General features: G+C 67.5%; 21 protein-coding genes. 9 read left to right on the forward strand and 12 right to left on the reverse strand.

Annotation, left to right across the window (positions count from 1 at the left end; translation table 11 throughout):
• Positions 1 to 21 precede the first annotated feature (21 nt).
• From O7605_RS13620 to O7605_RS13640, 5 genes are read left to right on the forward strand one after another with little or no spacing between them, the layout of a single operon-like run.
• Complete coding sequence (locus O7605_RS13620) at positions 22 to 1896, forward strand: AfsR/SARP family transcriptional regulator (RefSeq protein ID WP_269739524.1); 1875 nt, start codon at positions 22 to 24, stop codon at positions 1894 to 1896.
• Between the two features lie 42 nt (positions 1897 to 1938).
• A complete protein-coding gene (locus O7605_RS13625; RefSeq protein WP_269739525.1) occupies positions 1939 to 3045 on the forward strand; it encodes a lysylphosphatidylglycerol synthase transmembrane domain-containing protein in 1107 nt (368 codons plus the stop codon).
• A gap of 55 nt (positions 3046 to 3100) precedes the next feature.
• Positions 3101 to 4234, forward strand: a complete 1134-nt coding sequence (locus tag O7605_RS13630) for a glycosyltransferase family 4 protein (RefSeq protein WP_269739526.1) — start codon at positions 3101 to 3103, stop codon at positions 4232 to 4234.
• A gap of 32 nt (positions 4235 to 4266) precedes the next feature.
• On the forward strand, positions 4267 to 5280 hold the full coding sequence (locus O7605_RS13635) for a glycosyltransferase family 2 protein (protein WP_269739527.1): 1014 nt from the start codon (positions 4267 to 4269) through the stop codon (positions 5278 to 5280).
• Between the two features lie 42 nt (positions 5281 to 5322).
• Positions 5323 to 6261, forward strand: coding sequence for an oxidoreductase (locus tag O7605_RS13640; RefSeq protein WP_269739528.1), 939 nt, complete (start codon positions 5323 to 5325; stop codon positions 6259 to 6261).
• Positions 6262 to 6409: 148 nt separating this feature from the next.
• On the opposite strand, the gene O7605_RS13645 is transcribed toward O7605_RS13640, so the two are convergent.
• The 8 genes from O7605_RS13645 to O7605_RS13680 form a co-directional block, all read right to left on the reverse strand.
• The gene (locus O7605_RS13645) at positions 6410 to 8194 is read right to left on the reverse strand and encodes an ABC transporter ATP-binding protein (RefSeq protein ID WP_269739529.1); all 1785 of its coding nucleotides are present in this window, start codon (positions 8192 to 8194) and stop codon (positions 6410 to 6412) included.
• The gene (locus tag O7605_RS13650; RefSeq protein ID WP_269739530.1) at positions 8187 to 10001 is read right to left on the reverse strand and encodes an ABC transporter ATP-binding protein; all 1815 of its coding nucleotides are present in this window, start codon (positions 9999 to 10001) and stop codon (positions 8187 to 8189) included. The genes O7605_RS13645 and O7605_RS13650 overlap by 8 nt, the downstream gene beginning before the upstream one ends.
• Before the next feature lie 134 nt (positions 10002 to 10135).
• Entirely contained in the window at positions 10136 to 11080 is a 945-nt protein-coding gene (locus tag O7605_RS13655) for a glycosyltransferase (RefSeq protein WP_269739531.1), read from the reverse strand.
• A gap of 82 nt (positions 11081 to 11162) precedes the next feature.
• Entirely contained in the window at positions 11163 to 11693 is a 531-nt protein-coding gene (locus O7605_RS13660; protein WP_269739532.1) for a hypothetical protein, read from the reverse strand.
• On the reverse strand, positions 11683 to 12069 hold the full coding sequence (locus tag O7605_RS13665) for a carboxymuconolactone decarboxylase family protein (RefSeq protein ID WP_269739533.1): 387 nt from the start codon (positions 12067 to 12069) through the stop codon (positions 11683 to 11685). Before O7605_RS13665 ends, O7605_RS13660 begins: the two co-directional genes overlap by 11 nt.
• A gap of 229 nt (positions 12070 to 12298) precedes the next feature.
• Complete coding sequence (locus tag O7605_RS13670; RefSeq protein WP_269739534.1) at positions 12299 to 12826, reverse strand: aromatic-ring-hydroxylating dioxygenase subunit beta; 528 nt, start codon at positions 12824 to 12826, stop codon at positions 12299 to 12301.
• Complete coding sequence (locus O7605_RS13675) at positions 12823 to 14151, reverse strand: aromatic ring-hydroxylating oxygenase subunit alpha (RefSeq protein WP_269739535.1); 1329 nt, start codon at positions 14149 to 14151, stop codon at positions 12823 to 12825. The genes O7605_RS13670 and O7605_RS13675 overlap by 4 nt, the downstream gene beginning before the upstream one ends.
• On the reverse strand, positions 14148 to 15314 hold the full coding sequence (locus O7605_RS13680) for a nucleotide disphospho-sugar-binding domain-containing protein (RefSeq protein ID WP_269739536.1): 1167 nt from the start codon (positions 15312 to 15314) through the stop codon (positions 14148 to 14150). The genes O7605_RS13675 and O7605_RS13680 overlap by 4 nt, the downstream gene beginning before the upstream one ends.
• 1054 nt (positions 15315 to 16368) lie before the next feature.
• Here O7605_RS13680 and O7605_RS13685 point away from each other — a divergent pair.
• The gene (locus O7605_RS13685; protein WP_269739537.1) at positions 16369 to 16821 is read left to right on the forward strand and encodes an NUDIX domain-containing protein; all 453 of its coding nucleotides are present in this window, start codon (positions 16369 to 16371) and stop codon (positions 16819 to 16821) included.
• Between the two features lie 119 nt (positions 16822 to 16940).
• On the opposite strand, the gene O7605_RS13690 is transcribed toward O7605_RS13685, so the two are convergent.
• Genes O7605_RS13690 through amcA form a run of 4 tightly spaced genes read right to left on the reverse strand, consistent with a single transcriptional unit; the run spans position 16941 to position 19122 of the window.
• Positions 16941 to 17609, reverse strand: a complete 669-nt coding sequence (locus tag O7605_RS13690; protein ID WP_269739538.1) for a pentapeptide repeat-containing protein — start codon at positions 17607 to 17609, stop codon at positions 16941 to 16943.
• A 6-nt stretch (positions 17610 to 17615) separates the two neighbouring features.
• Positions 17616 to 18620 carry a cyclophane-forming radical SAM peptide maturase AmcB gene (gene amcB / locus O7605_RS13695; RefSeq protein WP_269739539.1) on the reverse strand — a complete coding sequence of 335 codons (1005 nt, stop codon included), beginning with the start codon at positions 18618 to 18620 and terminating at the stop codon, positions 17616 to 17618.
• Positions 18617 to 18961: a hypothetical protein gene (locus tag O7605_RS13700; protein WP_269739540.1), complete on the reverse strand. Its 345-nt coding sequence runs from the start codon at positions 18959 to 18961 to the stop codon at positions 18617 to 18619. Before O7605_RS13700 ends, amcB begins: the two co-directional genes overlap by 4 nt.
• Positions 18958 to 19122 (reverse strand): multiple cyclophane-containing RiPP AmcA, encoded by a 165-nt coding sequence (amcA, locus tag O7605_RS31890; RefSeq protein WP_307818710.1) that lies wholly within the window; start codon positions 19120 to 19122, stop codon positions 18958 to 18960. The genes O7605_RS13700 and amcA overlap by 4 nt, the downstream gene beginning before the upstream one ends.
• Positions 19123 to 19499: 377 nt before the next feature.
• On the opposite strand from amcA, the gene O7605_RS13705 reads away from it, so the two are divergent.
• The 3 genes from O7605_RS13705 to O7605_RS13715 all read left to right on the forward strand — a co-directional run bounded on the left by O7605_RS13705 (position 19500) and on the right by O7605_RS13715 (position 22996).
• Positions 19500 to 20696: a helix-turn-helix transcriptional regulator gene (locus O7605_RS13705; protein WP_269742627.1), complete on the forward strand. Its 1197-nt coding sequence runs from the start codon at positions 19500 to 19502 to the stop codon at positions 20694 to 20696.
• A 10-nt stretch (positions 20697 to 20706) separates the two neighbouring features.
• A complete protein-coding gene (locus tag O7605_RS13710; protein WP_269739541.1) occupies positions 20707 to 21414 on the forward strand; it encodes a 5-formyltetrahydrofolate cyclo-ligase in 708 nt (235 codons plus the stop codon).
• A gap of 685 nt (positions 21415 to 22099) precedes the next feature.
• Entirely contained in the window at positions 22100 to 22996 is an 897-nt protein-coding gene (locus tag O7605_RS13715) for a hypothetical protein (RefSeq protein ID WP_269739542.1), read from the forward strand.
• Positions 22997 to 23316 lie beyond the last annotated feature (320 nt).

The following is a 23316-nucleotide window of genomic DNA, read 5'->3' on the forward strand; positions in this document are numbered from 1 at the left end:
CCGTGATGGCGGGGAGAGCATGTGAGGATCCGACTACTGGGGCCCATCGAGGTGGAATCGGCGGATGGCCCGCTGGATGTGGGGCCGCGTCAGCGTCGCGCAGTCCTGGCGGCCCTGGCCGTGGACGCCGGCACGCCGGTGTCGATCGACACCCTGACGGAACGGGTGTGGGGGCCGGCGGCTCCGGAGGCGCCCCGCAGCGCCCTCTACGCCCATGTCGCCCGGCTGCGTCGGGCCCTGGCACAGGCCGACGACGGCTCCGGCAGAACCATCGGCCTGGGTCGCCACGGGGACGGCTACGTGCTCGACGTCGAGCACCAGCAGGTGGACCTGCACCGGCTGAACCGTCTCATCGACACCGGCCGCGCGGCGACGCGGATCAGTGACGAGAAGCGGATCGCCGCCCTGCGCGAGGCGATGGACCTGTGGCGGGGAGACCCACTCGCCACCCTCTCCAGTGACTGGGCCAACCGGGTGAGGCGCAGCGTGGCATCGCAGTTGATCAGCCTGGCCGGCGCCTGGGGCGCCGAGGAGCTACGTCTCGGCAGCCCCGAGGCGGTGGCCGAGCGGCTGGCCCGGATCCTCGGCTCCTACCCGCTCGCCGAACCGCTCGTGTCGCTGCAGATGCGGGCGCTCTGCGCGATGGGGCGTACCCCGGAGGCGCTGCAGTACTACGTCGACACCCGCGCGCAGGTCGTCGAGCAGTTCGGCGCCGAGCCCGGCCCCGAGTTGCGCAACCTGCACGTCGCCATACTCCGCGGCGAACTCGACGAGCCGTACCCGGGCAACGTCGGCCCGGTCACCACCCCGATCCGGCACGTGCCGCGGCAGCTACCCGCCGACATCGCCCGATTCTCCGGCCGGCACGACGATCTCGCGCCGCTCATGAACTGGCTGAGGCCGGCCAGCACAACGGACTCAGCCCCGGTCGTGTCGATCTACGGGACGGCCGGGGTGGGAAAGTCCACCCTGGCCATCCACGCCGCGCACAAGCTCACCAGCCGCTACCCGGATGGCCAGTTGTACATCGCCCTACGCGGCACCAGCGTGGACGCCGAGCCGCTGACGCCGGTCGACGCACTCGCCCGGCTGCTGCGCACCCTCGGGGTCAGCATGAGCTGCGACCAGGAGCAGGTCGACGAGGCAGCGGCCCTGTTCCGCTCGGTCGTCGCCGGGCGGCGGCTGTTACTGGTCCTCGACAACGCCGTCGACGCTGCCCAGGTGCGCCCGCTGCTGCCCAGCGGCGCCGGATGCGCGACGCTGGTGACCAGCCGCCAGCCGCTGGCGGGGCTCAGCGACGTGCGCCAACTACGCGTCGGACCGCTCACCGTCCCGGACGCCATCGGGCTGCTGAGCCACTGGGTCGGTGCGGAACGGGTCGCGGCGGAGCCGGAGGCCGCGACCGCCATCGCCGAGTGGTGCGAGTGCCTGCCGCTGGCGCTGCGCATCGTCGGTGCCCGCCTCGTCGCCCGTCCCGGTTGGCCGCTCGCCGAGCTGCGCGACCGGCTCGCCGACGAGCGCCGCCGGCTGGACAACCTCGAGTTCGACGGTGTCGGCCTGCGGGCCAGCATGGCCGGCTCCTACGATCGTCTCTCCGGCAGCCCGGACCGCTCCGAGCGGGCCATCGCCGAGGCGTTCAAGTTGCTGGGCACCTCGCCGATGACCGAACTCAGCCGGTCGACCGCCGCTCGGGTGCTCGCCCGCTCGGAGGCGCACACCGAACGCATCCTGGAGCGGCTGGTTGACGCGCAGCTGTTGGAGACCTCGACCCCGGGCAGTTACCGAATGGGGGAACTGCTGCGGCTGTACGCCCGGGAACGCTTCGCCGGGCCCGAGACGGAAATGACCGGCGATCCGTCGGACAAGGAAGAAGCAAGCGGTTCGCGGTTAGCGTGAGCCACCAGCTCGATTCCTTTCCACGATCGGAGAAGGTGCCGCGTGTCAACAAAAGAACTGGACGCACCGCAGGCCTTCCCGGAAATCACCGTACCGGTGAGCGCCGTGCCCCGGAAGCGTTGGCCCGCAGTGGCCCGCCGGGTACTCATGAGCCTGTTACTGGCGGTGACCGTGGTCTTCATCGTGCTCGCGCTGCGCGGTCAGGACTGGTCCACGGTGGCCGGCACGCTCCGCGGCCAGCGACCCGGCTTCGTCCTGACGATGACGGCGCTGGCCGTCCTGGCCAACGCCGCCGGTCTGGTCGCCACGATGATCTCCTGGCGGGCCATGCTCGCCGGCGTCGGCGAGCGGGTTCCCGCCGTGGACGCGGCCCGGATCTTCTACTTCGGACAGCTGGTCAAGTACGTACCCGGCAAGGTGATGGGTTTCCTGGTCAGCGTCGAGATGGGCAGGGCCATCGGCGTGCCGGCGGCCCGGATGAGCGCGGCCTGGCTGCTGGCCCTGGTGGTGAGCCTGCTGACCGGCGCAACCGTGGGGCTGGCCGCCGGGCCGGAGGTTTTCGGCGCGTCGTCCGGCTGGCTCCTGCTGGCCGTCCTACCGGTGGCCGCGGTCCTGGTCCGCCCCGGTCTGGTGGGTGGGGCCGCGACCCTGCTCGGTCGGCTGCGCCGCCGACCCGAGCCGACGACGGCGATCTGCGGCACCGGCATCCGGCAGGCGGTCGTCGCCCAACTGCTGGCGTGGGTGATCGGGGGCGCTCACCTGTGGATCCTCGCCGTGGCGATGGGGGCACCGCCGCTGCGCGCGCTGCCGCTCTGCCTCGGCGCGTTCGGCCTCGGCGCGGTGGCCGGGGTGATCGCCGTGTTCGCCCCCGACGGCATCGGTGTTCGGGAGGTGGTCGTGACCGCCGCGCTCAGTGTCATCCTGCCGATTCCGGTGGCCGGGGTGGTGGCGCTGGTCAGCCGGGTGGTGGTGACGCTGAGTGAACTCGCCACCGCGGGAGTCGGCTTGCTGGTGGCCGCGGCCGTCATCCGGCGGCGCCCGGCGGCGGCGGTTCCCACCGTGGCGGTGGCGACCGGTCCGGAGCACACGAATGCCGGGCCAACGGTTCCCAAGAAATCGCCAAGAATATGGCCACAGGGGAACCACTAACGTGCTCAGAGGTTAGGTAATCGGCCGTAGCGATACCTCAGAGAATGCGGTACCCATGCCGGACAGGAAATACGATCTGACGCTCGCGGCCACCCACTACGAGCCGTACGTCAGTGGCTTCACGCAGACCGCACGCAGCATCGCCGAAGGAATGGCCAATCGGGGTTGGCGGGTCGCCGTCGTCACCGCCCAGCACGACCCCGATCTGCCGCTGCGGGACACCGTCGGCGGGGTGGACATCTACCGTTCCCCGGTTTTGATGAAGGTGAGCCGGGCGATCGTCGCCCCCCGCTACCCGATCCTGGCCGGCCAGCTGGCGCGCAGCTCGTCGCTGCTGCACGTCAACCTGCCGATGCCGGAGGCGGCCCTGCTGATGCCGCTGGCCCGCCGCGTACCGGTGGTGAGCATGCTGCACTGCGACCCGTACCTGCCGGCGGGCTGGTCGGGCCGGGCCTTCGCGCGGGCCTCGGACGTCGCCTCCCGAGCGGCCATCCGCCGCTCCGCCGCAGTGGTGGCGAGCAGCCACGACCAGGCGCACGCCTCGCGGTTCTGGCCGGTCATCCGCGACCGCAACTTCACTCCCATCACGCCGCCGTGCCTGGACCGGCGGGGCGGTGAGCCCCGATACCGGGAGACCGGCGGCCTGCACGTCGGCTTCCTGGGCCGGATCGTGGCGGACAAGGGCGTCGGCTACCTGGTCCGGGCGTTCCAGCGGATCGTCGACCCCGCCGCCCGGCTGTTGATCGCGGGCAACTACCACGAGGTGGCCGGTGGCGATCTCACGGCGGTGCAGTCCGAGATCGACCGGGACAGTCGGGTACGGATCCTCGGCGAGCTGCGCGGCCGGGAGGTCAACGACTTCTACGCCTCGGTCGACGTGTTCGCGCTACCGGCGGTCGCCAGCTCGTTCGGCACCGTCCTGGCCGAGGCGATGATGAGCGGCATCCCGTCGGTGACGACCGATCTCCCCGGTAACCGGTACCCCGTCGCCGCGACCGGCTTCGGTCGGGTGGTTCCGCCCCGGGATCCACAGGCGCTGGAGCGGGCCATCTCCGAACTGGCGGCAGTGCCGCGGCATTGGAAGGAGCAGAAGGCCCGGGCGGCACGGGCGCGTTTCTCCGTGGCGGCGTCGCTGGACGCGTACGAGGTTCTCTTCACCACCCTTCGCGGACGCACCGCGGCACGGTAACACCGATGAGACAAAAGAAAGGTTGGAGCCCGATGAATGAGCAGCCACTCGTCTCCGTGATCATCCCGAACTACAACTACGCCAGCACCATCGGCGAGTGCATCAGAGCGGCGAAGAACCAGACGTACCCGGCCGTCGAGGTGATCGTGGCCGACGACGCGAGCACGGACGACTCAGTGGCGATCGCCAGGGCGCTCGACGTCACGGTGCTGCAGGTGCCGGTCAACAGCGGCGTCTCCACCGCGCGGAACCTGGGTGCCCGGCACGCCAAGGGTGAGGTGTTGTTCTTTGTGGACTCCGACGTCGCGCTCGACCCCGACGCGGTCGAGCGGGCAGTCGACCACCTGCGGGAGGAGCCGCAACTCGGCGCAATCTGCGGCATGTACCGGGCCGAGCCGATGTTCCCCGACAGCCTGGTCAAGCGCTACCGCGCCATCCAGCAGTACGTCTGGTTCTGCGAGGTCGAGGGCGCCATCCCGGGTCTGCACTCGGCGCTCTTCGCGATGAAGAAGGAGACGTTCCTGGAGATCGGCGAGTTCAACGACCGGCTCCGCTGGACCGAGGAGCAGGACTACGGCTTCCGGCTCAACGCCCGGTACGAGGTCAAAGCCGTACCTACCATCCGGGGACGGCACGACCACGACGGCACGCTGCGGGTGATGCTGACCAAGGTGTTCAACCGTACCCGGCTCGGCGCGCCGAACTGGCTGCGGCTGAACAAGCTTCCGGGTGGCGCCGGCACCGGATATCGGGCTCTGGGCAGCGCCTTCCTGCTCGCGGCGGTGATCGCGCTGGCCTCGGCGACGGTCCTCGGCCCGTGGGCGCTCCTCGCCGCCGCGGTGCTGACCGGGATCAGCATCGGGCTCGACAAGCGCACCTACGGCTACGCCTATCGTCACCACGGAATCCTTTTTGGACTACAATTCACGGTGCTTCACCTAATGGTGACGCTCACCTCGGCGGTGGCGGCCAGCATCGGCATTCTGCAGGGACTGCTGTTCCCCCGAATGACGCGGCGGCTCTACCGCGTCGAGAACCCCGCCTGACCCGCGCGCCAGCAGTAGCGGTGCCCGACCGGAAAGTTGAACATGACTCGTTCTGATCAGCCTGACGACCAGGGTTTCGGGATCGACAGCACGGCGACGGAGGTGCTCGCCGGCATCGACCTCTCCGGTAAGTTCGCCATCGTCACCGGCGGATACTCCGGCCTGGGCCTGGCGACCACCCGGGCCCTCGCCGCCGCCGGCGCCCGGGTCCTCGTTCCGGCCCGCCGTACGGACGTCGCGCGGGAGGCGGTCGCGGGGATCGCCGGCGTGGAGGTCGACGAACTCGACCTCGCCGACCTCGACAGCGTCCGGAACTTCGCCGACCGCGTCCTCGAATCGGGTCGCCCCATCGACATCCTGATCAACAACGCGGGCATCATGGCCACCCCGCTGACCCGGGTGGGTGAGGGCTGGGAGGCCCAGTTCGCGACCAACCACCTCGGGCACTTCGCCTTGGTCAACCGGCTCTGGCCGGCGCTCACCGCGGACGGCGGCGCGCGCGTCGTCGTCACCGCCTCGGGCGCCGGGGAGACGCCGCGGATCAACTGGGACGACGTGCACTTCGAGAACGGCTACGACAAGTGGGCCGCGTACAGCCAGTCGAAGTCGGCCAACATCCTGTTCGCCGCCGAACTCGACCGGCTGGGCCGGGCAGCCGGGGTACGGGCCTTCTCGGTGAACCCCGGCTACATCCTCACCCCGTTGCAGCGGCACCTCTCCAAGGAGGAGATGGTCGGCGCCGGCTGGATCGACGAGAACGGCACCGCCCTGCTGCCCGAGTTCCGGGCACCCGAGCAGGGCGCCGCGACCCAGGTCTGGGCCGCGACGTCACCGCGACTGACGGAGGCGGGCGGCGGCTACTGTCAGGCGTGCGCGGTGGCCAAGACCTTCGACGGCCCCGCCGACCGCGAGGCGGCCGAGCGGCTCTGGGCGCTCTCGGCCGAGTTGACCGGCGTCGACGCGTTCGGCAAGTCCGAGTAGTCGAAGCGGCGGGCCGGTTGCCAGCCCGCCGGACGTGACATGGGGTGGGCCCGGCCGGGCCCACCCCATTCGGCCCGACTGTTCACCAGATCCGTGCGCCACGGACTCGAAGGATCAAGAGTCTCGCTCGATGTTCGTGCCTTGACGGTCAGCGATATGCGGCCGCCTGCAGGCTGAAGAATTCGGCGTACATCCCGTTGAGCGCCAGCAGTTCGTCGTGGCTGCCGGACTCTACGATCCGCCCGTCCGACACGACCAGGATCACGTCAGCCATCCGGACGGTCGAGAACCGGTGTGACACGAAGACGGCGACTCCGCCGGTACGGATCCCCACGTCACGCGCCGCGTCGGCGTACCGGTCGAACAAGGCGTGCTCGGTCAGCGGGTCCAGGGCGGCGGCGGGTTCGTCGAGCAACAGCAGCAGCGGATCGTCGCGCATCATCGACCGGCTCAACGCGATGCGCTGCCACTGCCCGCCCGACAGTTCGAAGCCGTTTTCGTAGGACGTGCCAAGGTAGGTCTCCAGGCCGACCGGCAGCCGGTCGATCACCTCCTCCGCGTCTGCTCGCCGGGTCGCCCGCTCGACCGCGCCCGGCTCGTCGAGTCGAGGCAGGTCACCGAGGCCGATACTGCTCCGGGCCCGCAGCTCCAGCCGGAGGTAGTCCTGGAAGCTGGCGGAGATCCGCTGGCGCCATCCCAGCGGGTCGAGCCGCCGCAGGTCGGCGCCATCGATGGTGATCTCGCCTGCGGTCGGCCGGTAGAACTGGCAGAGCAACTTGACCAGGGTGGACTTGCCGGAACCGTTGTCGCCGACGATGGCGACGATCGTGCCGGAAGGGATGCGCAGGCTGAGGCCCTGCAGCACGTCGACATCGGTGCCCGGGTAGCGGAACGCGACGTCCCGCAGCTCGATGCCGTCGGTGAGGACGGCGGGCGGTGTCTGGTCGGCCGGCGGCCCGGGTTCCGGCGGCGTCGCATCGCGGATCCAGCTCAACCACCCGAAGGCCCGGGCGTTGCGTTGCAGCGCCTGGGCGAGCGCGACGGCGCCGGCAGCTTGCGCGTTGGTCTGCACGGCCAGGGTGATGGCGAGGACAACGTCGCCGACGGTACGTTCGCCGCTGATAGCGGCGCGAACGACCAGCACGATGGAGCCGATGTACCCGAGCGCGAAGATCAGCTGACCGGCGAACCGCAGCGCCGCGCCGACCCATTCAGCCCGGCGCAGTCGGCTGTCCACCTCGCGACGGACCACCCCATGGCGTCGGCGGAGCTCTCCGCCGAGCCCGAAGAGCCGAATCTCCTTGGCGGCTGTCGAACTGAGGGCCAGCTCGAACAGGTGCCAGCTCAGGCGGGCCGACTCGGCGGTCACGAGTTCGGCACGTTCCAGCCGCTTCTCGGCCAGCCGCCCGGCGATCAGCGGGGGGACACCGAAGATCGGCAGCAGGAGCAGCCACGGCTCGATGCGGGCGAGGAGCACGGCGGTCAGGGTGATCTGGGTGAGTAGCACCCCGATCGTCAGGACGGTCTGCACGCTCTGACTCAGCGTCCACGACTGCTGTCGGAGCAGCTCGAAGCGATCTGCGGCGTCGCGCCGTTCGTGCAGCGCCAGCCCGACCGACCCGTGCGCCAGGTCGCCGAGCTGCCGTTCGGTGTCCTGCTTGTGCAGATCACCGAGTTCGAAGAAAAAGATGTGGGCGAAATGCTCCATCGTCAAGCTGAGCAGGACACTCACGGCGGCGGCCGCCGCCGTCCAGACCGCGATGTCGGTCCGCCCGTCGAGGGCCGCGTCGACCGCCACACCCAGAAAAAGCGCCAGCAGGGGCCCACTCACGGCACCGAGCATCATCAACAGGGCGGCGATGATCAGCCTCCCCGGGCTGAGCCGCCACGCCGAGGCCAGCGTCGTGCCGACACTGCGCAGCAATCTATTCACAGCCCTCCCCCTCTTCCTCGGTGAACCGCGCAGCCTGCAGCCGAAACAGCTCCGCGTAGCGACCGTCGAGGGTGAGTAGCTCCTCGTGGGTACCCTCCTCGACGACGCGACCGTGTTCCAGCACGACGATCCGGTCGGCACGGCGCACCGTGGAGAATCGGTGCGAGATGACCAAGCTGGTGACTCCCCGGGTCAGGTCGAGGAACCGCTCGAAGAACGCCACCTCCGACCGCACGTCCAGGTTGGCGGTCGGCTCGTCGAGGACGAGAATGCCGGCGCCACCCTCGACTGCGAGGAGAGCACGGGCGATCGCGATGCGCTGCCACTGCCCGCCGGACAGTTCGGCGCCGCCGGCGTATCGCCGCGACAGTGGAGTCTCCAGGCCACGGGGGAGACGGTCGACGAAATCCGCCGCGCCGGCCTTTTCCAGGGCAGCCCGGAGCACCTTGTCGGCACGCTCGGGCTCTGCGAGCGTCTCGATCGCCCCGAAGGCGACGTTGTCGCGCACCGGCAACTCGAAGTGGGTGAAGTCCTGGAAGATCGCCGCGACCCGGCGCTGCCAGGCCGTCGCCGGGAAGGTCCGGATGTCGACGCCGTCAGCGGTGATCGCCCCCGTCGTCGGCTCGTAGAGCCGGGCCAACAGCTTCACGAGGGTGGTCTTGCCTGCGCCGTTGAGGCCGACGATCGCCAGCGACCGGCCCGCCTCGATGGTGAGGTCGAGGTCGTTCAGCACCGGTGGCCCGCCCGGGTAGGCGAAGGACACCTTGTCGAATCGCAGCACCGTCCTGGGCAGTCCAGCCGGATCGCCCCTGCCGCTCTCGGTGGTTCGGGCGGCGGCTTCGCTCATCCTCTCGATCCGCTCCACCGACCGGTAGGCATTGAGGCCCTGCTCGGTCGCCACATCGGACTCGGCGATGAACCCGCCGATCCGCATGGCTGCCAGGGACGCCTGGAACACGAGTATCAACCCGCCCAGGCCGAGCAGTCCGGCCGCCGTTGCCTGAGCCGCTCCCGTCAGCAGCACGCCCAGCAGCGCGAAGGCGACAAGAACGTAGAGAATGTAGGGGCCGTAGAACAGCCGGCGCCGGGCTCGCCAGACCGGGAGCGCGGCGTCCATGGCGGCGGTCGTGTACTCCTGCTTCAACCAGGGTAGAAGCCCAAAGACCCGCAACTCCTTCGCCGCCGCGGGCTGGAGCAGCATGGTGCGGAGATATTCGCTGCGGCGCCGCAGCCGGGCGGTGCTCCGAAAAACCTCGGTGAACACCGACAGGCCGAGCCGGTAGCCGAAACGGATCGTCAGGGCCGCGACGAGCAGAGCCGGCCCGGCCCACCACACGAAGGCGACCGACGTGACCCCGGCGGCGAGCACGGTCTGCAGGTACCGCGAGATCAGCGCGATCTGACCGGCACCCGCGGCACCCGGCGACCACATTTCGGTCCGCAGCCGGTCCTTGGCGTCGGCGACGTGATCGAGCAGTTCCGGATCCTCCATGACGGCCACGCCGCCGCTCGCTTGGGTGGCCGCCATCAACCGGTCACGGACGAGGTCGTCGAGGCGACGGCGGATCAGGTTGCCGAGCAGTTCCTGTACCGGCAGCAGCAGCTGCACTCCGAAGAACGCGGCCGCCGCGAGGATCAAGTTGGTCCGAAGATCGCTCCAGGCCGCCGATCCGAGCCCGCCGGCCACCGCGTCCGGCACTCGGGCGACCACGGCTGAGGTGGCGAGGATGAACGCGACCGGCAGGATCCCTGCGGCGATCTGGACCAGCACGGCCGACGAGACCAGCGGCCAGCCAGCGTTGGGCACCAGGTGCAGGATTCTCATTCGCCCGTCGCGGCGCGATCTGTGGCCGTCGACAAGTTCCGCCCACACGGACCTCTCGTGCATCGTCACCACCCAGCGCCTCCAGTGGATGTCTCGGACCCGTCCTTCAACTCCGCCTATGCGACAGCGACCGGAACATCGCCCTCCTCGACCTCGACACGTGACCCGGGAAAGGCCGCGGGGGTCGACCTGACACACATTTCGAACCGCTCGTAGAGATCGGTCCAGTTGGCGCCTACCGCAGGGTTGAAGATTGGCGCGAGCATGGCCTGGAGGATCACCTCAGGAGATTCCTTGTGCAGCGCGATGAACAGGCTCAAGTTCTTCAGCCAGCCCTCATAGACACGCGTGTCGGGGCTCAGCGGCGGCCCTTGATGGTAGGCGAAGCTTTCGTCGTCGAAGACTAACTGCGTGCCGGAGCGCTCCAGCCTGTAACCCAACTCGGAATCCTCCAGGCCCCATCCCCGAAATTCTTCGTTGAACCCACCGACGCGCTTGTAGTCGACGCTTGGTACAGACACGTTGCAGGTGAAGAAGAGATGCCATGATGTCTTCAGGCCACCACCGATATCGCTCAGGCGACTCAACAGGTCCAGCCGGATGTCGCTTTTCAGCACGCCACCGAGGAACTCCTCGGCGCCGCCCTCCACGAAGCGCTCATCGAACGCCTCCGGTGACCGCAGATATTTCCTGAAGCCGATGACGGCCTTCTTCCCGCCGGCTACGCGGTAGTGGCGAAGGTGCCGATCGACGAAGGTGGGCGGAACCAGTTGGTCGCCATCGACGAAGATCAGGATGTCGCCGGTCGACTCTTCCGCACCGCGATTTCTTGCGGCACTTCTGGACGAGGCCGCCGAACGAGGTAGGTACAGGTAGCGGAACCGGGAGTCCGCCGTCACGTGACGCTGCACCGTCTCTGCTGTCGGGTCGGTCGATCCGTCATCCACGATGAGCACTTCGAGGGAATCGTCGGCAGCCAGCCGCTGTGAACGGAACGTGCGGAGGCATCTGTCCAGCAGCACGGACGAGTTGAATGTCGGTACAACCACTGATGCCTTCATCGGGGACTCCATCCCAGAGCAAGAACCGAAATTCCACGTGCGACGACCAGCCGACGACCGACGGCGTCGCCGCCGGTACGAGCTACGTACCGCCACGGTCAGGTGACCCGGCCGCGCCGTCCCCTGCGGCCTGCTGGGATTCCGCGCGCCAGGTGCACCCGTCGCCTGCCTGTTCGCACGACACCGTGACGTCCGCTTCGACGTAGCGGGCGGCGATGGCGGTGTTGAGTTCCTGACAGTACTGGCATGGTGATGCGAAGGTCAGTTTGACGCCGGCACCGGCGGCCAGTTTGCGGTACCGCAGGATCCCACATTCGGTGTTGCGCAGGACGGTGCCGGCGGGCTGGGGCTCGCTGGTCACCGCCGAGTCGTAAAGCAGCAGTTGGCGCTGCAGCCGGGCCATGAAATGGGCGGTGGCCGACTCCCCGGCGGGGCGCTGCGACCGCAGTAGGTCCGCGGTGATGCGCGAGTTCGCCTGGATCCACGCGGACACGCCTTCATCACCGTGCATGCCGAGAATGAACTCTTCGGCGGCCGCCTGGGCCTCGAAGAACCGCTGGCGCCAGAGGTCGACCTTGACGGTGGGGTCGAGGGAAGCAGGATCACTGGTCATGGTCGGTGTCCTTGGCGGTGTCAAGCTCGGCGAATACCTCCTGGGCGATGCGCAGCCCGTTGTTGGCAACCGGCCAACCCCCGTAGTAGGCGAGCTGGATGATGATTTCGACGATCTTCTCCCGTGGCATCCCGAGGTGGAGGGCGGCACCGATGTGGCCGCGCAGTTCCCAGTCGGTCCGGGCCAGTGCGACCGCGGTCAGCGCGATCAATTCGCGTTCCTCGACACTCAGGTGCGGGCGGGTCCAGATCTCACCGAACAAGTGGTCGATGGTGAGCTGCAGGAAGTCGGGGTAGGAGCCGGGGCGGGGTTCGCGGCCGAAGACGTGCTTGAACATGGCCTCACCCCGCTCATGTCGGGTGAGTGGCTGGTTCATCGATCACTCCTTCGTGGTGCCAGGTGGCCTGTCGGACAGCGGTGAGCTGCTACGCCGCCTCGAAGGCGGCGAGCAGTGACGGCGCAGATGTCGGTGCACATCGAGAAGGCGGCGACGCCGCCGGGGCCCCGCCGCCGGCATCGTCGATCAGCACGGCAGGTACCGGCGCAGCCTGACCAGACCCACCCCGCGTCCAGAGCGGTGAGGAGGGCCGTGGCCCGGTCAGATCTCAGAGGATGATGCTGAGCTTTCCGTGTTCGAAGAGACTCTCGTGGTCGAGCACCACGAGACGTCTCCGGACCCGGAACGACTCGCCCTCGACGGCGAGTTCGAGCCGAAACTTTCCGACGTAACAGTCAGAGCGACCGTGCCCGAACCGGTACACGACGACATTCGCCGCCACATCGAGGTGTGTGCCCCGATCAGCCACGATCTCCACGTTGCTGATCATCCGATTCGTCCGCGAGCGGGGATTCTCGCACCACACCTCGCCGTTGAGGATCTGCTCGATCCGCTGGCGCAGCCGGGCGGCGTTGTCGTCGATGAGCCCGAGCGCGTCGGCCGGCTCACCCCGGACGTCCGTGGCCGGCACCAGGTAGCGGATGTCGTCGGTCAGCATCTCGTCGTACCACTCGCGCAGGCGCCACTCGTCGAGCAGCCGCGCCTCGCGGAAGAGGAACTGGCTCACCCGGTGCCACAACCGCAACTGGGCCGTGTCGTCGACCGCCGGCTCGGTGTTGATCGTGTCGGTGGTCATCGCCGTTGCCCCCCTTGCCTCTCGGCCCGCTGAGTGAGGTGGTGACCTTCCTCGCGGTCGTCGCCGTCGTGCATCAGCCGGTCCCACTGCCGCCAGAACTCCCGGGCTGGCAGTTCGTCGGTGGTCTCGGGGACCTCCTTGCCCATACCGCGGGACAGGTCCGAGTGGCGGAGCGTGCGATTGAGGTAGCCACGTTGGCAGGACTCGATGATCTCGATGTCGTCGGGGGTGGCGAAGCCGGCGGGGCCGAGGAAGGTCAGGTAGTGACTCTTACGCAGTTCCCGTATGTCCGGATCCTCGTCCTTGGGGGCCAGCGCGACCGAGGTGATGGACATCTGGCCGGCGCTTACCGGGTCGATCTTGCGGATGGTGATCCCGATGGCGTCGATGATCATCAGGTTAGGGAAGATCATCAACGCCCGGTTGGCGCCGGTGATCCGTTGGGCGCGTTCGGCGCCGAACCGTTCGACGAAGCGGGCGGCCGTCGCCTCCATCCGTGACCTGACCTCGGCGGGAAACATCGGCGTCCAGTAGGCGAGCGGTCGGGCTGCCGCCGGTACCAACTCATTGGCGCCATGCCCCCGTCCGAGAGCACGGGCGAAGCCGCCTCGTCGTCGCGGTGCCATCGTCCCGAGCGACTCGATGTAGCTCACGTATCGCTTGTGCAGGGCGCGGAAGTGGTAGATGTCGACGCTGTTCTCCATCATGAGCTTCCAGTTGGCCCGGGCCCCGTGCAACTGCGCGCCTTGGATCACCTCCATTCCGACTTCGGACTGGTCGGCGATCAGATCGAGGTACTCCGTCGCGCCCGCCAGATACTCGGTCAAGGTGCGTGGCTGCTCAGGATCGAAGGTCGCGAACACGAAACCGCGGTAACTGTCGCTACGGTGTCGCGCCAGGTCGAAGTCGGACTTGCGGAAGCCTGGGCCGTACCCGTCCGGGAGCGGAACCCCGACCAGGTCACCCTGGTTGGAGAAGGTCCAGTCGTGATACGGGCACCGGAACGATCTGGCCTGGCCGGCCGACTGCGAGCAGATCAGCGCACCGCGGTGCGGGCAGCTGTTGGCAAGCACTCGAATCACCCCGTCGGAGCCGCGCGCCATGACCACCGGGCGCCCTCCGACGTCACGTGACACATAGGAGCCCAGTTCGGGCACCTCCGATTCGTGCCCGACGTACAACCAGCAGCGATCGAAGATTCTGGTCATCTCCTGTGCGGCCACGTCGTCGTCGGTGTAGGCCCGGCGGTCCACCCGGAACGACAAATTTTCAGGATCGTCGAAGACGATCTGACCGTCCACCGGCCGCTGCAGTTCTATCGTCACTGCTCCCCCTTTCGCTGTAGCTTCTCGCTGATGCTGCCGACTATTTCTGCCGTGCGCGCGGCGGAATCACCGCACTCGGGCTGCGCCGCGCGCAGCCGCGCCCGGTAGTCCCGGCCGGGATCAAGCAGATCGGACACAGCGTCAGCGACTGCCTGTTCTGAGACGTCGACCGGCTCCAATGCCGTCCCGAAGCCCGCGGTCTCCACGAAGTACGCCTGGATAGGCTGATCCACGGCCAGCGGGATCACCAGCATCGGTGTCGCCGCCCGGATCGACTCCGCCACCGAGTTGTAGCCGCCATGGGTGATGAACACGTCGGCGCGCTCAAGCACCTCACGTTGGGGCACGTACGGGGCGGTAAGCACGTCGGCGGGCAGCGCGAGTTCCTCAGCGAGATCTCCCACCGCCGCAATCACCTGCGCGCCGGTCTTCACCGCCCCCATGATCGCCGTGCGTAGGAGCTCGGGCCGCCTGAAGAAGATCGTGCCGAATGAGACGAACACCAACGGCCGGCCGGGGTCGATCTCCGCCAGGCCGGGAAAGGCGACCTCGTCGCCGCGCACACCGGCCGCACCCGGCAACCCGACCAGCTGCACGCCGTCGTCCGTGACCGCTTCATCCCCGACGAGCGAGGGAATCGTCGGCATCACATTGAGGATCGGCGAACGCGCCGAGTGCGTTCGGGTCGACCACAACACCCCGCGCCTGGTCAGATAGTCGCCAACCTGCTCGTCGTACAGCCAGCGACCTCGCCGACGCTCCTTCGGGCATACCCCGCCGAGGTTTGCCCAGATCATCCCGTACGGCACCCCGGACGCCTGGGCCCCCGCCATCGCTGCCGCCAGTACCGGCAGCGAATCGAGCAGCGCGAAGTCCGGCGCCGTCGCCCGCAGCACATCGGCCACCTGGTCCGCCAACGGTGACGATTCGAGCATCGGACCGATCTTTGCCGGATCGTCGCTCCACGGCGCCATCTGGACCTGCCCGACCATGTGGACCTCCGCCGCCCCCAGCGCCTGGCGACGCTGCTCGCCGAGCACGCCACCGTCCGCCGACACCAACAGCAGGACAACCTCGTTGCCGGCGGCTTGGAGCGCGTTGACCACCGGGATGTACGGGTTGAGGTGGCCATGCTGAGTCGTGGTGAGGAAGGCGATGCGCACTAGATCTCCGATCCATGGGAAACAAACAGGCCGATTCAGATCTAAGTCTGAATCAGCCGCACCGGTCACGAATACGCCACCCGGCTTTCAGAGACGAGTCCAGAGCCGCGACCCACGAGCGGCGGAACTTTGCCCGAAGGCACGCGGAACCGGCAGGCGAGAAAGCCATCGACGTCCAAATGCTGGTAAGAGACTCAATGCAATCCCCAACGCCATTGTGGGGACCCGGACCTGTCTACGTTGACTGCCGAAACAACCTTGCAACAAAGGGCTTACCGGCCGCATCGTGGCGACTCCGGAAAGTGTGCCGGATGGCATGATCAGAGTCAATGCTTTGACGTGTCGGCACACCCACGACGATGGCTTTGACCATACTCCGCCTCGACCCTCAGCAGGCCAGCCCGGTTGCTCGGCAGCGAAGTCGTGGAAGTGCGGACTCATAACCCTTCCGGCCGAGTCGCCGGATTTCGTGCGATGGTGTCGATGAAGCTTGAAATGTCGCCTTGGCAGAGCTATGAGGCGTGGTCACCGGCTAACCGGCGCCGGCTAGCGGATGAGGTCCTTGCCAGAGGTTCCCCGCTTTTCGACAGCAGCCTCTCCCTGCCTTTCCCCAATATGGCGACGCGATCGGCCCGCAGCGCACACGCTGCGGACCGACTTCGTGCTCCGTCAACCGAGGAAAACCGACTATGAAAGCCACTGTCACGTGCGCGGGGCGCACCGCCCACGATGCCGAGCCCCGGACCACTATGACTGATCCGGCAAACCTGATTTTTCTCCGCATTCATACAGTGGTTACCGGCTCCGGCTACCGCAGGTCTCCGTCGGCACGAATTCGCCCGCGATCGCAGGTGAAAGAAGCTTGAAGCGCAGGCACCCGTTCTCGTTATTTGAGATGCGTTGCCCGCCAGCCCTTGTGCTCGGAGCGAGGCTGAGGGCCACACGCTACGGTCGCCAGCCCAACTCGATCCGGGCGAAACACACGAGGCGAGGCCGTAGGGTCGGTCGCGTGGCCGAGACACAGACCGAACCTGATCTCTCCTACATTGCCAACGTGACGCGCGTCCGCGCAGCCGCCGGAATGATCCTGCGCGACGAGGCCGGTCGGGTGTTGGTGGTCCACCCGACGTACAAAGACGTGTGGGAGATCCCCGGCGGGACGGTGGAACCGGACGAGTCCCCGGCGGACGCATGTGTCCGCGAGGTCAGGGAGGAACTGGGCCTGTCGGTGTCCGCAGGAGCGCTGCTGTGCGTCGACTGGGTGCCGGCCACCCCGCCATGGGACGGCGGACTCATGTTCGTCTTCGACGGCGGAGTGCTGACAGCGGACCAGGTCACGACGATCCGCCTGTGCCCAGACGAGCTGGACCGGTACGAGTTCGTCGGCCCGGAACGCCTCGACGAGGTGTTGATTCCTCGGTTGGCTCGGCGGGTTGCCGCAGCGGTCGACGCCATCGGGCATGGCGGCGTCTACCTGGAGGATGGAGTCGCGACCTCAAGCCGGTAGTCGGCCGCACTGAATCATGAAGGTGCGCAGGTCAAGTGAGGCGACGCGGAGTTTGAGGTGGACACCCAGGCAAGGACGGCCTCGACCTATGGTCAGGCGATCATCTGCCTCGGCCTCGGTCAGCCCTCGGCGCGGACGACGATACTCAGCGCGTCGACGGCTGAGCGGGTGAGGTCAGGAAGCTGGTCTTCACCGAGAACGACGCCATGAAGGTTGTCCAACGGTGTCCTGAAGTGGTGCAACCGGCTGCCCCGCAGATCGGCACCGTCGAGGCGGCAGGATTCCAGCTCCAGGTCGCTCAGATTGCAGGAGCGCAGGGCAACGCCGGACAGGCGGCAGGACGACCAACTGCCGTGGCCAAGGGTGCAGTTGGTGAAGGCCACCGAACCGGCCGCGCTGACGCGATTCAGGGTGGCATAGTCGAACCGGCAGTCGTCGAACAGGACGTCTTTGAGGCGGACGTCGATGAGCCGAGCGCCGGTGAACCGGGATCCGGTGACCGAGCATCGCTCGATGCTGATGCCGGTGAGGGTCGCGCCGGACAAGTCCGTCCCGACGATCTCGCACCCGTAGAGAGCCCCCGCTTCCCAGCTGACCTCACCGAGGTCCGCGCCGGTGATCCGGCAACCTCGAATACTCTGCTCCGCAAGCTGCTCACCACGCCAGGAGACCCCGTCGATGAGGCCGTCGCGGACGTCATCGTCGGACAGATCGCTGACCTGGTCGAGGTCCTCCGGATCGAGGTCGGGCAGGAGAAGGGTCACGTCGCCCACGGTGGTCGTCCGCATGTCTCCTCAACCTGTTCGGGCGCGGGGTGGGCACGCCACTGCGCAGTCGTTGAGCGCGGTCACGAACTCGGTGACGTATCGCAGCTCCCTGGCACCGGCGAGCATGTCCCCGATCGGCTCGTGGAGCACGTTGCCGGCGATGAAGTCCGCGTAACGCGGGTCTTTGATGCCGAGCAGCTCCGGTGACAGCAGAACCACCTGGCCGTCGTGGGAGACGGTGGGGATCGGCTCGTACGGGACGTGGCCGACAAGCCCGGCACGGGTGGCGACGAGGTAGTCGGCCAGGCGGTCCACGTCGCGGATCCGCAGCAAACTGCCAGCAAGCCGGTACCGCACGATCTGGTGCCAGAACCGGTAGGCGGCTTCCTCGGAGACTGGCAGGCGGTCGGCACCTTCCTGCTCCTCGATGTTGAAGCCCACCGACTCACAGCACGGCAGACCGGCAAAGAACTCGACGAGGTCGTCGGCATGGTCGATGGTCTCGGGTGTAACGACGCAGATCACTGAGTACGTCAGGCCGTTGTCGACGAGCGTCTGTATGCCACGCATCGTCCGGGCGGTCGTTGCCCTGCCTCCTCGGTCGAGCCGGTTGCCGTTCAGCGTGCCTGGACCGTCGATGCTGATCCCGATCTCGAAGTCGTGTATGGCGAGCAGGTCGCACCACCGCTGGTTGATGAGGGTGCCGTTGGTCTGGATCTCGTGACGCACCCGGCCGTCGCGCCGCAGATCCTCAAACGGCGTCAGCAGCCGCTGAAAAGTCTCGGTGGGGGTAGCAGTCGGCTCGCCGCCGTGCCACACGACGCTGACCGGATGACTGCTGTTCTGCTGGGCGATCGATTCGGCGCAGGCTTGCGCGACGGCATCGCTCATCAGGCGGATGGATCTGCGGTCGGGCAGATAGCAGTAGGTGCAGTCGAGGTTGCAGAAGCTGGTGGGCTGCACCACCAGTGTGTGGAACCTGCTGGCGATCGCCGGCTGACGATTGACGCTGATGAGGCCGATACCGTTCACGGCGAGGCGTCCTCGCTTCTCGGTGGTGCAGTAGACGTTCGGTAACCGTGGGTGTGGCGGGCGGGCCAGCCGAGGAATCGGTCGTACATGTCAGCCGCGTTGCCCGTCACGCTGGGGTTGAGCCGGTGTAGGTCATCAATTGCGTCGTGCAGGCAGCTGGCCAGATAAAGGATCAGGCTCACCGACATGTCCCGGTACTCGGCCACGAGGGCCAGCTTTGCCGCCCCGCACGGCCATGGCTGCCCACACCGGCGGCAAAGCCACAGCGGACGCATCGGCAGATGCTCCCCCTCAACCGCAAGGTTCCGGTGCACCGACAGGCGGCGAGTCCCGCCGGTCACGGCCTATCGCTCTCTCTGGCCTGCTGCTCGAACAACCGACGCCACGCATGGGTCAGCAACGGCGGATCCGCCTGCCGCGTCTGCCAGTGCGAAGACGTGGACCCGGGCTCTGGTCGCCGGGGCTGGCCGACAATCGCGTTGTGCGAGATGTAAACCGTCATGCCGGGACACCCCTTCGAGACGGTCGACGGTGGGCTCGCCGGGAATGGCGAGCCCACCGCCGTCGCACGGCGGCTTCGGGTATGCCGCCGATCACCCACCCGCGCAGCCCCGATGGCGGTACGCAGGCGGGGAGTCGTATCGACGTGAACGGAAGGATGCGGTGGTGGCTGGCGACAACCAAAGCCTGCACTTTCGGTAAAGTCCTCAGTTCTCTCTCGCTTCGGACAGCTCACCTCGCACTCTCCGGCTCAGTAAGTGGGGTTTGATCGCCTGTCTCCCACCCAACCGCTGTTCGCCGGCCGGTCCCAGTGCGGCAATGACGCAGAACCGATGCATTCCCATTGCGATGAACACCGTGAGCTGGATAAATGGATCTGTGATACGCAGTGGCGGAAGTGGGCGGCGCGCGTCGGGCCTACGCCGGTATCGGCTGGCGCAGCGACGCAAGGCGATTGGGCTCAGCCAGGAGCACCTCGCCGAAGTCCTCGGCGTGGACCGCTCCACAATCGTTCGGTGGGAACGGGCAGAGACGGACCCTCAGCCCTGGCACCGCCCGCACCTGGCCACGGCTCTCAAAGTGTCCGTCGAGGAACTGGCCGATCTATTGGCTGACACCCGGCAGCCGCCCGCCACGCCCGACGGGCGTCTCGACTACGCGCTGCGGCAGCCCGGTCGCGTCGACCTGATCACGGTGGCGTACCTGCGGGAGCGCGTGCGGCATCTTGACGAACGCTACGACCAGACACCTTCGACCCTTCTCCTGGCCGAAGCGGCGCAGTTGCACGGGCAGGCGGTCTTTCTCCGTCGGTACGCCGACGCCGGCTCAGTTCAGCGTGAACTGGCTGCCGCGATCGCCGAATCGGCCACGCTGATGGGCCAGCTGGTATGGGACGCCACGCAACGACACGACGACGCCGCCAGCGCCGCATACTTCGACCAGGCGATCAACGCCGCGAAGGAAGCCCGCGATCCTGTCGCCGAAGCCAACGCGCTACTTCGCAAGAGCTACCTGGCGCTCTATGGCACCAAGCGGCCAACCGCTGCCATCGCGTTGACCGCAAACGCCACTGAGGTGAGCCGCCGCACCAGCCCTGTACTTGCGGGCCTCGCCCAACTACACCGCGCCGAGGCACACGCGATGCTCGGTCAGGTTCGGGACTGCGCTGAGGCCCTCGGAGTCGCCGAGGATTCCTTCGCCTCGGTGGGCCCGCAGGATCCTGCCTCCGTCCTCTACTGTCCCAGCCACCACGCCCGACTCGCGGGCTCGTGCTGGTTGTCGTTGAACAGGTCGGCGGACGCGATCACGGCGTTGGAGAAAGCCCACCAACTGGTCGCCGCACGCCGCAAGTCGACAGCCGTCGTCCTCGGTAACCTCACCCTCGCCAACATCCGTCATCGCGACCTCGATACAGCCATCTCTTACCTGCATCAAGCCATCAGCGTCATTGAGCGGACCCGCGCGGGAGGCGGCCTGAACCTCGCCTTCGCCGCAGCCCGCGAACTGCGGCCCTGGAGCGATCGGCCTGCGGTCCAGGATGTCAACGAACGCCTCCTCACCCTCATGACTCCATAGGAGCAACATCGTGACAAGCACCGACGACGCCAAGCAGGCCGTTCGCCGACGCGTCTGGGATCTCCTCGAACGCGAAGGCATGGCACCGCCAGGGGTGCATGGCCACATTCCTGACTTCACCGGCAAGGACGACGCCGCAGCCAGGCTCGCGGACCTGGATGTCTGGACGAAGGCAAGGGTCATCAAGTGCAACCCCGACCGGGCCCAGTTGCCTGTCCGGGTACGCGCCCTCCAAGAGGGCAAGCTGCTCTACATGGCGGTCCCGCGACTCGCCACACCGAAGCCCTTCTACCTGCTCGACCCGGCGGTGCTGACAGTCCCGTTCGAGATTGCCGCCACGAGCACAGGCGCGCCCGGGATCGCCCCCACGGTCGGCCCCGACGAAATGCGGCCGGTAGACATGATCGTGTGCGGCAGCGTCGCGATCAGCCGACGCAACGGCGTACGGGTCGGCAAGGGCGCCGGCTACTCCGACCTGGAGATCGCGCTCCTGACAGAGGCCGGATTAGTGACCCGGGACACCGCCATAGCCACCACCGTCCACCAGAGTCAGCTCCTTGACGAGGAACTTCCGGACGCCGATCACGACTTCAGCGTCGACTACGCGATCACTCCCGAAGAGGTCGTTGCCTGCGCACCTGACCGGGCACGACCGTCCGGCATCGTCAGGAAGAACCTTCGCCCTGATCAGCTCGACAACATCCCAGCCCTGCGTTGATCAAGCTCCGACCGATCCGCTGTCGTACCCGCGTCCCACCGACGCTGCCCCAGTCCAACGGCTCCCGAGCACCCACCGAGCGACCAGCCGCCACCGGCGTACGCGAAAAAGGCCCCGACCGGCAGAGCTCTACCAGGTCAGGGCCTTGCTCGTTGGTGCGCCGCCAGGGACTCGAACCCCGAACCCGCGGATTAAGAGCTCCGTCGATGCCATGCTTATCTGTTCCGTACGGCCCTGGCAGTCCCACATCCCCCTGCCAGTCCGCCGCCGGTAGGCCGCCGTGTACCACAGAATGCCTGTCCGTCCACGGCGCGCGAGCACCCGGTGAGCACCCGCATTCTGTGCCCGGAAGACCGTAGACGAGCTGAGCGGACCGCGGGTTCGGCCGGCCACGCTCCTCAAAGCAGTGGGCCGAAGAAGTCCTTGTGCATCGTTCGTGTCCGTCGTACCGTGCAGGAGTCGGGACGCCGGTCTATCCGTCTCCCCTTGCTTGCCGCTTCCTCTCGCGGAGCCCATCGCGGCGTGAAGGCCGCGGGCTACAGACCCGCTTGCGGCGCTACCCATCTGGTTGCTGAAGACATTCCGCCTATCGGACGGACCGCCTGTCTCGCGAGTTCCTACCTGCCGGGCCCCACGCTGCCGCGCCCATGGTCAGCGTCGCTCCTGCCGTGAGAGGAGTACCACCATGATCGCCGAATGCCATGCCGCCCCACAGGATCCCGTCGGCACCTGGCTTGCCGATACTTTTCCGTACCAGCACACCCTGCGCGCCGAAATCGCGGCAGATCTTCGCCGCTGTCCAGTTCTGCTGATCGACCCGCCGAACAAGTCGTTCTTCGGCCACGTCGTGGAACTCGCGACCGGTCTGACCTTGTGCGATCAGAGCCCGTACCTTCGCCTGCTCCACTGCCTCGGCCATGACCTCGCGACCCGGTTGCTCAGCATGGCGGGCTATCGGCCCACGGCTGACGCTGCCAAAACCTACAACGTCTGGCACCGTGGCGGCTCAGCGCTGCACCCGGCGCACATCTTCACCGTCGCCAGCCGGCTCGCCTATGTCCGTAGCTTGCTCAACGATCTCGACCGTCATCGCTTCCATGCCGGGGATGTCGCGCGTGATCTCCTGGAGCGCTATCCCCGCCTTCTCAATGGTCGTCCCGACGAGACCTACCGCACGAGGCGTGCGTTCCGTACCGTCTGGGCCAGTTACTCCAATGGCTTCCACAGCGCTCTCCGTTCCTACGGGCCCGCGACCGCGGAGCTGTCGCTGCTTGACGGACGCCGCCACGCCGACTTCCTCCTCGGCACGACGGTGCTGGAAGTAAAAAGCGGCCGACTCGACGACGATCGCTACCTGGACGAGCTGATCCGTCAAATCGTGACGTACGCGCTGCTTGCCCATCACGACGGTCTCCGCGTCACCCATGTCGCCGTCTACGCTGCTCGATACCAGCGGCTCCTGCGATACCGCATCGGTGAGCTGACCAATCAGCTAGCCGGCACGCCCATCGATCTGGCCGCAACCGGAGCTCACCTGGCCGCCCTCATCAGGGACCGGCCCCGCCGAAGGCCAGCCGCCTGACCACGAGAGGCAATCCGGGCTTCGAAGTTAAGCGGGGCCCTCGCCTGTTCACTGCACCAGCGTCCCATTTACAGAGGCCACCATGGCTATCACTCGTCTAGACTGCGGTCCGACGTCAGGCGGGAGGGGAGATTGATGGCCAGCTGCGGCAACTGCGGCGAAGATGGGCACAACGTCCGGACCTGCACGGGCTACGCCGTCTATCACTGTCGAGGCTGCGGCCACGACTTCCGAGTCAACGGCAACGGCGGCCTCGTGTTCGGGTGCTACCCCAACTGCCCCCAATGTGGTTCCTATGTGGAGACGGTGGAGGAAGGCTA

Source organism: Verrucosispora sp. WMMA2121 (assembly GCF_027460185.1).
In the GTDB taxonomy this organism is placed as follows: Bacteria; Actinomycetota; Actinomycetes; order Mycobacteriales; family Micromonosporaceae; genus Micromonospora; species Micromonospora palythoicola.

Coding starts and splice junctions, on each gene's coding strand:
- O7605_RS13655 (WP_269739531.1), bottom strand. CDS start 11,080: ATGAAGGCATCAGTGGTTGTACCGACATTCAACTCGTCCGTGCTGCTG.
- amcA (WP_307818710.1), bottom strand. CDS start 19,122: ATGACGGTTTACATCTCGCACAACGCGATTGTCGGCCAGCCCCGGCGA.
- O7605_RS13660 (WP_269739532.1), bottom strand. CDS start 11,693: ATGACCAGTGATCCTGCTTCCCTCGACCCCACCGTCAAGGTCGACCTC.
- O7605_RS13635 (WP_269739527.1), top strand. CDS start 4,267: ATGAATGAGCAGCCACTCGTCTCCGTGATCATCCCGAACTACAACTAC.
- O7605_RS13690 (WP_269739538.1), bottom strand. CDS start 17,609: ATGCGGACGACCACCGTGGGCGACGTGACCCTTCTCCTGCCCGACCTC.
- O7605_RS13640 (WP_269739528.1), top strand. CDS start 5,323: ATGACTCGTTCTGATCAGCCTGACGACCAGGGTTTCGGGATCGACAGC.
- O7605_RS13630 (WP_269739526.1), top strand. CDS start 3,101: ATGCCGGACAGGAAATACGATCTGACGCTCGCGGCCACCCACTACGAG.
- O7605_RS13670 (WP_269739534.1), bottom strand. CDS start 12,826: ATGACCACCGACACGATCAACACCGAGCCGGCGGTCGACGACACGGCC.
- O7605_RS13665 (WP_269739533.1), bottom strand. CDS start 12,069: ATGAACCAGCCACTCACCCGACATGAGCGGGGTGAGGCCATGTTCAAG.
- O7605_RS13715 (WP_269739542.1), top strand. CDS start 22,100: ATGATCGCCGAATGCCATGCCGCCCCACAGGATCCCGTCGGCACCTGG.